Origin of the sequence: Haladaptatus sp. R4 (genome assembly GCF_001625445.1) — an archaeon.
Classification (GTDB): Archaea; Halobacteriota; Halobacteria; order Halobacteriales; family Haladaptataceae; genus Haladaptatus.
In genome coordinates, this window is the sequence record NZ_LWHG01000006.1 from 31,229 (window position 1) to 44,115 (window position 12,887).

Genomic DNA, 12,887 nt, shown 5'->3' on the forward strand with positions numbered 1-12,887 from the left:
TACTATCGACAGTAACGTTGCTATTGATAGTAAGATGGAAGTACTGAATTAGGTATCGGGTATAGAAATAATCGATGACGACGTAGCGGCCCACCACCCCCGGTCGTTCCCCCCAACGACGCGCTTCGGCCCACATCGCCCGTGGTCCCGTACCGCCCTCGGTGCCACGCCAGCTTCCACCCCCCAACCCCATCCCGCTCCCGCCCACTCACCTCTCGCCCCCAACGGTTCCCGGTGGGTCGCAAAACGGTTCGTCATCCCTTCTCCTTCGATGATTCGAACGTCGTGATTGTCCGGAACGGAAGTGTGAAATTGGTGTCGAATTCGAGCGGTACGCGAAAAAGCGCATCGAGCGGAGTGGCCAGTCAGCGATTCATCCGGATGTATTCCATCAACCCACGTATCGTCGCCTGTAAGTCCGCCTTGTCGACCGGCTTTTCGAGAATGGTCTGTGCGCCGCGGCTGACCGCTTTCTGTCGCATTGCGGGTGGTATCTGTGCGGCGAGGACGAGCATAGGGATGTCGCGGGCGTTGAGTTGTTCACACCGTTTCCAGATGTCCTCGGTGAAGCCGTCCACGTCGTGGTCGGCGAGGGCCACGTCGTCGCGTTGTTCGAGCAGTTCGTCGAACTCACCCATGCTGGTCGCTATTTCGACGTCGTAGCCGCCGTTCTTGAGCAGGTCAGCGAGCAGTTCGAGGTTTCGCTCCCGTTTTCCCAGTGCGAGGATGAGAGCCGCTTCACCCATTATTCGTCTCCGATTGTCCTCGCGCCCAATCTGGAGAACCGGAGAGAACACCGCTGAGTTCGTCCAACGGTTCGCCGACTTTGAGTCCGTGTTCGGTTATCTGGAACTCGCGGAGCATCCGTTCGAAATCGCTCGTGCGTTTCTTCAGGACGCCGATTGCCTTGCGCATCTCACCCGCCACTTCGAGGTGCCGAAGGAAAACGATATTGTCGGCGAGATAGCTGATACCTGCCTCCGTCGCCTGGAACTCGCCGGTGACGGAGTCGATTTCGTCCACGAGGATGACGGTGATTCCCATGTTCTTCAGATACCGACAGAGCGTGTGGAGTTTGCGAACCAACACGCGGTCGTCGTCGTCTCGAAGCGAGAGTTTGTAACCGTCGATGCCGTCGATCATGACGATACTGGTGTCGTTATCCTCGACGTCCTTCCGCACTCGATAGGCGAATTCGGTCGCCGAGCAGTCGAGCGGTTTCATCTCCTCGACCGTGAGTGCCCCCTGTTCTTCCATCTGCTTGACGGGGATGTTGATATTTTGGCTGCGTTCGCGGAACGTCTCCAGCGTCTCTTCGAACATGTACATAACCGACCGCTCGCCGCGTCCAGCGGCCTCCTTCATGAACTGCGTCCCGACGGTCGTCTTCCCGACGCCGGTCGGCCCGCTGAGGATGGTGATGGTCCCGCGTTCGAATCCACCGTTGAGCAGTTGGTCCACCTCGGGGACACCCGAGGAGATGGCGTCGAGTTCGAACTCCTTGGAGTACTCGCCGGGGGTGAGTTCGGGAAAGACGGCGATGCCGCCGTCCTGAATCCGCATCGCGTGGTCGCCCTCGTTGACCGACGACCCACGGAATTTGGGGACGTTGATCGTCCGTCCGTGTGCGGTGTGTTCGAGTTCGATGGTACCGTCCGTCATGTACTGAAGGTCGTCGTCGGACGACTCGTCGCTGTGCTGTGACGTGAACAGGACGGTCGCACCCTGTTCTTTCAGGTAGTGCATGAACGCGATGACCTGCTTCCGGAACTGGTAGTCGTTGGACGTGAGGTGACGAAGTCGAGTGAGCGGGTCGATGAACACCCGATCCGGGTCGATGGATTCGACGCGGTCCGTAATCGCCTGCGTGAGCGGTTCCTGCTCCACTTCGCTGGGCGTGAAGATGTCGTACGATTGCTCGTCGACGAACACGTCCGAGTCGGGACTCAAATCGAGGAAATGAACGTCGGAGAGATCGATGTCGAGCGTGGAAGCGTTGTCACGGATGTCGTCCTCGGATTCCTCCAGATTGACGAACAGTACCGTCTCGTCCGAATCGACACCTTCCGTGAGATACTTCATTCCAAGAATCGTTTTGCCCGTCCCCGGATCACCCCGGAGAAGATAACTTCGTTCCGCAATAAATCCACCCCGTAGAATCTCGTCGAGACCCGGTGTTCCAGTCAAAATTTTTGTCAGTTTGGAATCACTCATGCGCGCGTTGATATAGATGTCCAGTGGGAGGCTATATTTCTATCGGAATATATAATCCGTAATCGAACGACGAGTGGTAGTAATACAATGTTTTAAGTAGGGAAGTCGGGCGACGAGATTTTTATCACACAGGTTCGAGAATCGAACGAACATGTTACGCGACTGTACCCATCCGTTGACTTCGGCGACGACGGTGTACCCCGGTGACCCGCGCGTCGAGTGCACCCCCCACGCGACACACGAGGAGGATGGCTACCGCGTCACCAGCCTCGAACTCGGAACCCACAGCGGGACGCACGTCGACGCACCCAGCCACACCGAATCCGACGGTCGGACTCTCGATTCGTTTTCCATCGAGACGTTCGCGTTCGACGCCCGTCTCGTGGACTGTCGAGGAAAGGACCCACGCGAACCCATCGAACGGGAGGAGTTGGTGGAGTCGGAGGAGGATTCGAACGACGAGTCCGACGCCGACCTGCTCGTCCTCCACACCGGGTGGGACGCTCACTGGGGCATGGACGCCTACTTCGACCACCCGTATCTCACGGCCGACGCCGCGGCGTGGTGCGCCGACCACGACTACCACGTCGGCATCGACGCCCTCAACGTGGACCCCACACCGACCCAAAACGCCGGCGACGCCGAACCCGACGGCATCCCCACCCACCACGCGCTCCTCGGCACGGATCACCTGATTCTAGAAAATCTGATGAATCTAGACGGGCTTCCCGAGCGGTTTCGACTCTCGGCGTTTCCGCTAGCCGTGGCTGATGCAGATGGTGGGCCGGTTCGTGCCGTCGCGGAATGGTGAGCGGACCAGTACTGGAACCGACTGAAAAGTACTGGGGCACCGTCACAACGAGTTTGAAAACCTCCAACCCGCTCGCGTCGAAGGGAGGTGGTTAGGTTTGCTTTGATTTCAGCAACCGAGCCACATCATACCGCTACCGCAACCGCCCACACTCTCCCCAACCGATTCACTCCGCCGCTCACGTTCGTTCGCGTCGTCAGTTATCCCTCGCACGTGGCGCACTGCCGTGCGCCACCGTCAGAGCAAAGCTCTGACGAGCCACTCGTTCGCTTTGTCGCCGGCGCTTCGCGTCGCTTCCAGCGGGACCGACGGTCCGCCCGCTCACGAGGACGTCGCGCGCCGTGGCAGTTGGTCCGTAGCGCCCACCCCGTCCACCCGGGTGCGCGCGGGCCAACAAGCCCGAGGGGAGCAGTCATCCTCGGGCTTGTTGGCTATCGTGCGAGGGACGAGCGGAACGAGTGTAGTTCCCGTGAGTCTGCGAACGGGAGCACGGAAGAGCTTCGCTCTTCCGGCGCGAGTGGAGTGAATCGGTTGGGGAGGGCGTGGTCCGGGGTGCGGCGGCGGTTGCGGTGGGATTGAAAGGGGCGCCTGTTCACGCTTGTTTTAGTCGCTGTGGAGGCTACTATTCTGGCCGAACGTGGCGGAGAGGCCAGAATATCCGTCACAGCGACCGTGAACGGGCGGGGGCTTTCGGGGCCATCATCGTAGTCGCTGAAATCACGAGATTGCGTAGCAAGCTCAGTCGGAGTCGAAATCGACCTCAAAAACCCGAAAAACAATCCGTTACTCCACGTGTTGGGCGAAGACGTCGTGATGGAGTTCGTCGCAGGCGTGTTCCAGAATCGATTCCAAGTTCTGCGTGTCGTACTGATTGTATTCGATCAGGGTTTCCAACGCCTCCTCGTCGCCCGCTTCGTACTGGTGCCAGAGGCGGACGGCGTCCTCGCCGCCGATGTCCATGCCGCCGCGGGAAATTCCGAGGGCGGACTCCACGGCACTCAGGCCACCCGTGAGACCGAGGCGCTTGCAGGTGTACATCAGGTCGACGTGCGGCGTGTCGAGCGAAAGGTCGAACTCGTGTTCGAGGAACGGTTGGTCGAAGCGTTTGCCGTTGAACGAGACGACGAGGTCCGACTCGCCGAGTTCGCGCTGGAGGGCTTCGGCGGTCAGGTCGTCGCCGCGGACGAGGGTCTTCGTCTCGCCGTCGCGATGGAGGCTGACGGTGGTCGTGACGCTCGAAAAGTGGCTCAAACCGGTGGTCTCGATGTCGAAGAAGCAGGTGTCCGAGCGGAAGTTCTCGTACAATCGCCAGCTCTCGCTGGAGGGAAAGGCCGAGGCGAAGAAGGCGGAGTTGCCGTCGTCCAAGTGCTCGCTCGCGGTGGCGATGAACGACTCGATTCGGTCGCCCGTGGCGCTCCCGACGTGGGACGGGTCGAACTCGTCCCAGTGGGTGACGCCGTTTCGCCACAGTTTCTGCTCCGTCTTCTCGCCCACCCCGCGGACGGGAATGAAACTGTTCTCGATTCGCATCGACCGAAGGATATGCCGAGACGGTTAAAGGCGTTGTCTCTTGCGGACGGGAACGACCGACCCGGCGAACGAGAACGAGTACGACGAGAGACAAGTGCGACGAGAGATGAGAGAGGCGAGAGCGACGAGAGATGAGCGAGGCAAGTACGACGAGAGACGCGAACGAGCCGATGACGCCGAACTCCTTACGTCGTCGAGAGCATGCCGCGAATCGTCGCCCGTAGATCGGCCGTGTCGACCGGCTTTTCGAGAATAGAGCGAACGCCGCGACTGATGGCTTCGCGGCGGACGTGTGGCGGGGTTTCGGGTGTGAGAACCACGGTCGGGATGTCGCGTTCGTTCAGGTAGCCACACCGCTTCCAGAGGTCGGCGGTGTACCCTTCGGTGTCGAGAACGGCGATGGTGATGGAATCCTCGCCCCGAAGGACGCTGTCGAACTCCTCGACCGTCGAGACGGGCCTGGTTTCACATCCCTCCTCGTTGACGAGGTCGGTGAGGAGGGACTGATTGCGCTCGTTTTTGCTCAAAACGAGCACGAGCGATGCGTCGGTCATTCATTATCGAGTCTCGGCGCGTCCTCGATCCACTCCGGTGCACCCGAGAGGACGCCTCGGAGACCGGTGAGCGGTTCGCCGACTTCGAGACCGTGTTCGGTGATGCGGAACTCACGAAGGGTCCGCTCGAAGTCGCTGGTGCGTTTTTTCAGGACGCCGATTGCCTTGCGCATCTCAGCCGGAGATTTCGAGGTGCCGGAGGAAGACGAGGTTGTCGGCGAGATAGCTGATACCCGCCTCTGTCGCGCGGAAGTCGCCGGTGACGGTGTCGATTTCGTCCACGAGAATGACGGAGACGCCCATGTTCTTGAGATAGCGCGAGAGTGTGTGGAGCTTGCGAACCAGCATCTCGTCGTCCTCGCTACTGACGGACAGTTTGTACCCCTGCAGGCCGTCGATCATCACGATGCTGATGTCGTTTTCCTCGACCTCGCGACGGACCTTTCTCGCGAACTCCATCGCGGAGTGATCGAGCGGTTCGACCTCCTCGACCGAGAGCGTCCCCTCCTCCATCATCTCCCCGACGGGGATGTCGATGGCCTTGTTCCGCCGCATGAACGTCTCGGTGGATTCCTCGAACATGTAGATGATGGAACGCTCGCCACGGCTCGCGGCCTCCTTCATGAATTGGGTTCCGGCAGTGGTCTTCCCGACGCCGGTCGGCCCGCTGAGGACGGAAACCGTCCCGCGTTCGAGCCCGCCGTGAAGCAGTTTGTCGATCTCGGTGACGCCGGACGGAATCGGTTCCGCGACGTATTCGCTGTCGTGCTCGTTGGTCGTCAGTTCGGGATAGACGGCGATCCCACCTTCATCGATTCGCATCGAATGTCTTCCTTCCCGAATCGAGGAACCGCGGAACTTCGGCACGCTGATGGTTCGACCTCGCTCCGAGCGCCTGAGTTCGATGGTGCCGTCGGTCATGTACTGGAGGTAGTCGTCGCGAGTTCTCCGTGTTTTCCGACGTGAGTAGGATCGTCGCACCCTGTTCTTTCAGATACCGCATGAACGCGATGACCTGCTTTTCGGAACTGATACTCGCCGGACGTGAGGTGACGAAGTTTCGTGAGCGGGTCGATGAACACCCGTCGGGTTCGATGGCTTCGACGCGGTCCGTGATCGCCTGCGTGAGCGGTTCCTGTTCGACTTCGCTGGGAGAGAAGATATCGTACGATTGGTCGTCGACGAACACGTCCGAGTCGGGACTCAAATCGAGGAAGTTCACGGCACCGATGTCGATGCCGAGCGTCGCCGCGTTCTCCCGAATGTCGTGTTCCGACTCCTCCAAGTTGACGAACATGACGGTATCGTCCGGGTTCGTAGTGAGATAGTTAATGCCGAGAATCGTCTTTCCTGTACCTGGATCGCCCCGAACGAGATAGCTCCGTCCCGGTATAATGCCGCCGTGCAGTATCTCGTCCAGTCCATCCACACCGGTCGATATTCGCTTCGGTGGACTGAGAGTCATACTCTATTACATACTCGCTGGAATAGACATATATCTCTATTGGGCGTGAGAGCAACAAATCGCAAGCAAGCACACGCTTCATCCGAATCTCGATGCAAAAACGTGGGAGAGTGAGGATATCACAGGACGAATATCGGACCTCACAGGACACGGATGCCGATGAAAACGAACCGTGATGGACAGTTAGTGGCGAAAGTACAATTAGCGGTTCTCGACCGGTCGCCACTCGCGGTTTTCCCCGCCGACGTACGACGAACGGGGGCGGATGATGCGGTTGCCGTCGAGTTGTTCCAAGCAGTGGGCGGTCCAACCGCCGACGCGAGCAACGGCGAACGTCGCCGTGAACAGTTCGGACGGAATCCCGATACCGTGGAGGAGGACGGCCGTGTAGAACTCGACGTTCGTCGCCAGACTGAGGTCCGGCCTGCGTTCGGCGAGCAGGTCGGTCGTCGTCGTCTCGACCGTTTTCGCCGTCTCGAAGAACTCGCGTTCCCCACCTGCCTCGTAGAACGATTCGGCGGCTGACGAGAGGACGGCCGCACGCGGGTCCCGGACGTTGTAGACGCGGTGGCCGAACCCCATGATTCGCTCCCCGGCGTCGAGTTTGTCTTCGACGTACGCCTCCGTATCCCCGGACTCGTGGATGTCGAGGAGCATGTCGAGAACCGGGCCGGGTGCGCCGCCGTGAAGCGGTCCCTTGAGCGCACCGACCGCGCCGGTGATGGCCGAAACGAGGTCCGTCTCGGTCGAGACGATTGCCCGCGCGCTGAAGGTAGAGGCGTTGAGGCCGTGGTCGACCACCGAATTGAGGTAGGTCTCCAACCCGCGAGTCTCGGCGTCGGTCGGTTCCTCTCCCGTGAGCATGTACAGGTAGTTCGCGGCGTGCGAGAGGTCGTCGTCGGGGGAAACCGGCTCTTCGCCGTTTTCGAGTCGCCAGTACGCAGCGACGATGGTCGGGAGTTGCGCGACGAGGAGTCGTGCTTCGTCCTCGGAGCCGTCGGTTTCGTGGCCGAGCGTCGCGGCGGCGACTCCCATCCGAAGCGCGTCCATCGGCGGGGCGTCGTCCGCCGCGGCCGCCCGAAGCAGGTCCAGCGTCGCGGGGGAGAGGTCGCGGTACTCGGCGAGGTCGGCGCGGAGGGACGCCAACTCGTCGGCGGTCGGTAGCCGGTCGTTCCAGAGCAGGAAGACCGTCTCCTCGAACGTCGCGTTCTCGGCGAGTTCCGAGAGCGATACCCCGCGATGACCAGTTCACCGGCGTCCCCGTCGATGTAGCTCCGCCGTGTTTCGGCGACGATGACGTCCTCCAGTCCCTCGTTCGTGGCTTGGTCGGTCATGCTTCGAACGATGTTACAAGGAGCAAGGTGATATATACCCTATATTTCCCAGGAGGGGTTTTGATTCGTGAAGACCCGACGATTCCGCACGGAAGTCGGTCAGTCGACGGCGACCGACCCGCGAGACGCGAACGGATCGGAAACCGAACGGAAGACGACGACCGAACCGACGGCGACGAACCCGAACGTGGCGAGGGCGACGAGCGGGGAGGTGACGTTCGCCAGCGTCCCGCCAACCGTGCGGGCGAGGAAGAAGAGGAGCGCGTGGATCATCGAGACGCCGCTGAGCGTCGTCGCGCGGCCGTGTGAATCGATCCGGTCGTTGAGGAACGCGCTCTGAAGGGTACCGTAAACGGTGTTCGTTCCGCGGGAGAGGAGGAACGCCGGAAGCGACGACGACGGAACGACGCTCGCGCCGAGCAACCCGCAGGCGAGGAGGAGCGGTCCGAGCGTGAACCAACCGCCGATACCGAACCGTTCGCCGATTCTGGCCGCGACGGAGGACCCGGTGGCGGCGGCGAGCATCAGTCCCGCGTACAGGCCGCCGAGCGTGGCGGGGGTGAACCCGACCGAAAGTGCGACCGGTTGGACGAACACGTCCACGGTTTCCGGAACGGCGATGGCGACGCCCGAGAGGAGGACGAACGACCGAACGCGGCGGTTCGAGACGACGCGGACGAGTGCGGTGCGCGCGTCGGCGAGCGAAAATCCCTCGTTCGTGCTGCTGGCCGATGGCTCGGGGAGCGTCAGGACGATGAGGGTTCCGAGGCCCGTCAACGTCGCCGCGGCGAGGAATGGCAACGGGGCCCACTGCTCGTACAGCACCCCGCCGACGAGCGCAGTCGTCGCGGCGGCGGCGTAGAACGTCGCGCTACTGCGGCCGTGAATTCGGGCGAACGAGGCGGTCTCACCGTGATCCGAGAGGGTATCGTACAGCCACGCGTCCGTGGTGCCGGAGCGGAACGTCGCCGCGACACCCCAGAACCCCCAGAGCGCGACGAAACCGGCGAGCGAGTGGGCGAACGCGAAGCCGAGGTGGGTCAACGAGACGAGCACCGACCCGAGGGCGAGTCCGTTCCGACGGCCGATTCGGTCGCCGAGGTAGCCGGTCGGAATCTCGCCGAGGAGCGTGCCGACGAAGACGACCCCGCGGCGAAGCCGACACCGGCGAGGTCGAGTCCCTGTGCGAGCAGGCGTGAACCGTGAGGATGGGGTAGACGAATCCCTCGGAAGTGAGGCCACGGTAGGCGTAGAACCGACGGATCAGTTCGTTCAGCGATGGCATCGTGGGTGTTCGCGTCTTCGTTCAGTGGACGGTTCGAAACCGGTGTGAATCGAATGGAAGTATCTCTGTCGTGGATTCATGCATCGTGCGCCGTCACTGGCGCGTTCGTACCGAGAGGGACACAATCGAGTGAGAAAAGGGTTCGCTGAACGGCGTTTCAATTGGATCGTTGTCACGATTGGAAGGGGAAACCGACCGGATGAAATTCCTCCCCATCGAACGGGAAATCGTGACGTCGGAACACGAAGACGAGGGACTTCGGGACGCCTTCCAGTTGCTCGCGAACGAGACCCGACTCGAAATCCTGTACGCCCTCTGGAACGCGCCCGGTTGGACCGCGACGTGACGAATCGCAGAGCGATTCGTTCGCCAACCAGAAGCCCTTGGCTTCTGGTGACGTTCACCGAGTTGAAGGACGCCGTCGGAATGCGTGACAGCGGCGGGTTTCAGTACCATCTAAACGCACTCGATGGGACGTTCCTCCGGAAAACGGACGACGGATATACGCATCTCGCCGGGGGCATCGCCCTCTATCGAGCGATGCTCGGGAGCGTCATGGGACCGGACGCAATCGACCCGATTCCGCTCGACGAACGATGTCCGAACTGTGAATCCCCGCTCGAACTGCGATACGACCATCAGGTGTTCTACGTGTACTGTGCCGCGTGCGACGAGTCGGCTTCGAACGGACCGTTTCTCCCCGCTGGCCTCGACGGAAGGTCGAACGAGGACCGAATTCGGGCGTTCGACCGCTGGACGAAACGGCTGATTTTCCTCCTTCGTGACGGCATCTGTCCGTGGTGTTCGAGCACCGTCTCCCACGGGTTCGATACGGATGGAAAAGTCGAGATTACGCACACGTGTGACCGCTGTCGAGGATTCCTTCGGACGACGGTTTTGGAGAACGTGGTCAGTCACCCCGCCGTGATTTCGTTCTATTACGACCACGGAATCGATGTCACGACGACTCCGTACTGGAAACTCGGCGAATTGGCGGCGGAGAACACGCGAGTTCTCTCCGAAGACCCGCCAAAACTGCGAACGACGATACGGCTATCCGGCGACGAGTTGGTGCTCGTGTTGGACGGGGAGATGCGCGTTCGGATCATCGACGAACAGCCACGAAGGACCGGCACTCGGACCGACCCGAACGGGTCGGCGTAACTGACGCCGAGTGGGATTCGCCCATCGGATGGGTCGTCTCTCGAAGGAAAATGGCGGAAAGAACCAGTTAGAGAGCGTCTGAAGACGGATTTCTGGATAGATATCTGGATATATTTCTGTATAGATTGCTATTCGGATAGATTTCCGGATAGCTGTCTCACTATCTTTCTAGAGAGAATACGGGATGGAATTCCGGAAAACGGAACGGCGGAGAGGAGATAGATCGGTTTCCCGCGGTGGACCCGGAAGGAACGTGGGGGAACCCCACCGCTAAGGACCGCAACGACCTATCGCTCGATATGAACATGCTCGTGGACGGCGAGTGGCGGACGGACGCGTACGAGACGACGAACGACGAGGGGGAGTTCGAGCGGCAGACGACTCGTTTCGTGAGTGGGTCGAAGCGGACCCCGAAAGCGAGTTTCCCGCGGAGTCGGGACGCTACCACCTGTACGTCTCGTACGCCTGTCCGTGGGCACACCGGACGCTCATCACGCGGGCGCTGAAGGGACTGGACGACCACGTCTCGGTGTCGGTCGTGGACCCGCATCGGAAGAACGACGGGTGGGAGTTCTCCCCCGAAAAGCCCGGTTGTACGCCAGACCATATCAGCGGGGCCGACTACCTCCGCGAGGTGTACACGAACGCCGACTCGGAGTTCACGGGGCGCGTGACGGTGCCCGTCCTCTGGGACAAGGAGCGGGGGACCATCGTGAACAACGAGTCGAAAGAGATCATGCGGATGGTCGATACCGCGTTCGATGGCATCGCGGACCGGGACGTGACGCTGTATCCCGAGGAGTACCGCGACGAGGTGGACGAAACCATCGAAGCGATCTACGAACCCATCAACAACGGGGTGTATCGCGCGGGATTCGCGGAGACGCAAACGGCCTACGAAGGGGCCGTCGAGGAGTTGTTCGACGCGCTCGATCACTGGGAGGACGTGCTCGCCGAGCAGCGGTATCTCTGCGGCCCGGTGTTGACCGAAGCGGACGTGTGTATGTTCACGACGCTCGTCCGCTTCGACGCGGTGTACGCAACCCATTTCAAATGCAACGTCCGGCGAATCGTGGACTACCCGAACCTCTGGAACTACCTGAAGGAGTTGATGCAACTACCGGACGTCGCCGAGACGTCCGCATGGACCACATCAAGGAGCACTACTACCGAAGCCACACGGACATCAACCCGACCGGAATCGTGCCCGTCGGCCCGGAACTCGATTTCGAGGAGGAACACGACAGGGACCGGTTGGCGGGCGGGCCACCGGAGGAGATTCGTCGCCGAGATCACTTCCGAAACGACACCGACTGAAACAACGGAACCACGAATCAGAAATTATAGATAAGTATGTTTGGGAAAGTATGAAGTAATCAATCATCGTAGATTGCGACGTGCGCGAGAAAACATTCGATATGACGAGGCGGACCGCGCTGACACTGGTGGGGGCGGGCGTCGTCGGGGCGATGGCGACGCCGATAACGGCGGAGGGAATGCCGACCGGCGGCACGACGCCTACTGGACGACGGGCGAGAAGTACGGCGTCGGCACCGTTGCCGACCACGACGCGGACGACCCGTCGCGGGTCTGGTTCACCCTCACCGAGGGTGCCCTGACCGAGACGCGGTTTCCGCGCATCGACTACATCAACCTCCGGACGCTCGATTTCGTCGTGGCCGCACCGAAAGAGGGCTACGTCGCTCGCTCGTTCGACGTCTCCCGACTGGACGACGACGAGGAGGGCGTCGAGCGAACGACGGAGATGGTCGACGACGATTCGCTCTCGTTCCGACAGACGATTTCTGCGACCGGCGACCGGAACTGGGAACTCGTCGTGGAGTACGCGGCGCATCCGGACCACGACGCGCTTCTTGCGGACGTGACGTTCAGTGGGAGCGCCAAGTACGACGTGTACGCCCTCGCCGACACCGCGTTCTCCAACAGCGGAATGGGCGACGTGGGGCACGCGAAGTCCAACGGAAGTTCGAAATACTTGACGGGCCACGACACGGCCGAAAACGACGGCGACGCCGTCATTCTGGACGAGGACGGGGACCCGTACAACGTCGCCGGGGCGCTCGTCGCGGACGCCGGATTCGAGTGGACGACGGTCGACGTAATCGGCGGCGACAGCGTCTCGCCGCTACTGACGGACGGGTCGGCGGACACGAGATACGACGAGGCGACCGGGAACATCACCCTCGTCGGGCGTCTCGGAACGGAAACGAAACACCTGAAGGCCACCGTCGCGCTCGGTTTCGCCGAAAACGCGGACGAAGGGAGTGCGTACGCGGAAGCGAAATCGGCGCTCTCGTCGCCGTTTTCGAAGATACGAGCGCGCTACGCGAAATCGTGGCGGAGCTATCTGCAGGGCGTCGATGTACCGAAGAGCGTGCGAGGCGACGCCGACCTACGACGGCAGTTTAATGCCAGCGCGATGGCGTTGAAGGCGGCCGAGTCGAAGCGGTTCCGCGGCGCGGGGGTCGCCAGTCCGAGCGTCCCGTGGGGCGACGCCGTGGTGGCGAAC

At 61.3% G+C, this 12,887-nt stretch carries 10 protein-coding genes and 4 pseudogenes; 5 read left to right on the top strand and 9 right to left on the bottom strand.

Translation table 11 applies throughout. From position 1 onward, the window contains the following. Window positions 1-365: 365 nt before the first annotated feature. A complete protein-coding gene (locus tag A4G99_RS02850) occupies window positions 366-746 on the bottom strand; it encodes a response regulator (RefSeq protein WP_066139222.1) in 381 nt (126 codons plus the stop codon). Further along, complete coding sequence (locus A4G99_RS02855) at window positions 739-2,214, bottom strand: ATPase domain-containing protein (protein ID WP_066139226.1); 1,476 nt, start codon at window positions 2,212-2,214, stop codon at window positions 739-741. The genes A4G99_RS02850 and A4G99_RS02855 overlap by 8 nt, the downstream gene beginning before the upstream one ends. A 151-nt stretch (window positions 2,215-2,365) precedes the next feature. Between A4G99_RS02855 and A4G99_RS02860 the strand changes: the two genes are divergently transcribed. Then, window positions 2,366-3,025: a cyclase family protein gene (locus A4G99_RS02860; RefSeq protein ID WP_066139229.1), complete on the top strand. Its 660-nt coding sequence runs from the start codon at window positions 2,366-2,368 to the stop codon at window positions 3,023-3,025. A gap of 783 nt (window positions 3,026-3,808) precedes the next feature. Here A4G99_RS02860 and A4G99_RS02865 read toward each other — a convergent pair. From A4G99_RS02865 to A4G99_RS02885, 7 genes and pseudogenes are all read right to left on the bottom strand, one after another. Next, complete coding sequence (locus tag A4G99_RS02865; RefSeq protein WP_066139232.1) at window positions 3,809-4,555, bottom strand: ribonuclease H-like domain-containing protein; 747 nt, start codon at window positions 4,553-4,555, stop codon at window positions 3,809-3,811. Window positions 4,556-4,740: 185 nt separating this feature from the next. Continuing rightward, window positions 4,741-5,109 (bottom strand): response regulator, encoded by a 369-nt coding sequence (locus A4G99_RS02870; RefSeq protein ID WP_066139235.1) that lies wholly within the window; start codon window positions 5,107-5,109, stop codon window positions 4,741-4,743. Further along, window positions 5,106-5,282, bottom strand: coding sequence for a hypothetical protein (locus A4G99_RS26775; RefSeq protein WP_223301655.1), 177 nt, complete (start codon window positions 5,280-5,282; stop codon window positions 5,106-5,108). The genes A4G99_RS02870 and A4G99_RS26775 overlap by 4 nt, the downstream gene beginning before the upstream one ends. 1 nt (window position 5,283) lies before the next feature. Then, the gene (locus A4G99_RS26780) at window positions 5,284-5,931 is read right to left on the bottom strand and encodes an ATPase domain-containing protein (protein ID WP_255359014.1); all 648 of its coding nucleotides are present in this window, start codon (window positions 5,929-5,931) and stop codon (window positions 5,284-5,286) included. A 21-nt stretch (window positions 5,932-5,952) separates the two neighbouring features. Then, window positions 5,953-6,574: pseudogene (locus tag A4G99_RS26785) on the bottom strand (ATPase domain-containing protein); the annotation flags it as partial. Window positions 6,575-6,775: 201 nt separating this feature from the next. Then, a pseudogene (locus A4G99_RS02880) lies at window positions 6,776-7,908 on the bottom strand (citrate synthase). A gap of 99 nt (window positions 7,909-8,007) precedes the next feature. Further along, a complete protein-coding gene (locus tag A4G99_RS02885; RefSeq protein ID WP_223301656.1) occupies window positions 8,008-9,150 on the bottom strand; it encodes an MFS transporter in 1,143 nt (380 codons plus the stop codon). Window positions 9,151-9,362: 212 nt separating this feature from the next. On the opposite strand from A4G99_RS02885, the gene A4G99_RS25645 reads away from it, so the two are divergent. The 4 genes and pseudogenes from A4G99_RS25645 to A4G99_RS26790 all read left to right on the top strand — a co-directional run. Then, window positions 9,363-9,539 carry a hypothetical protein gene (locus tag A4G99_RS25645; protein WP_190303670.1) on the top strand — a complete coding sequence of 59 codons (177 nt, stop codon included), beginning with the start codon at window positions 9,363-9,365 and terminating at the stop codon, window positions 9,537-9,539. Between the two features lie 47 nt (window positions 9,540-9,586). Continuing rightward, window positions 9,587-10,357 (top strand): hypothetical protein, encoded by a 771-nt coding sequence (locus A4G99_RS02890; RefSeq protein ID WP_066139238.1) that lies wholly within the window; start codon window positions 9,587-9,589, stop codon window positions 10,355-10,357. Window positions 10,358-10,656: 299 nt separating this feature from the next. Beyond that, window positions 10,657-11,674: pseudogene (locus A4G99_RS02895) on the top strand (glutathione S-transferase family protein). Between the two features lie 73 nt (window positions 11,675-11,747). Beyond that, window positions 11,748-12,668 (top strand): annotated as a pseudogene (locus tag A4G99_RS26790) (hypothetical protein); the annotation flags it as partial. Between the last annotated feature and the right edge of the window lie 219 nt (window positions 12,669-12,887).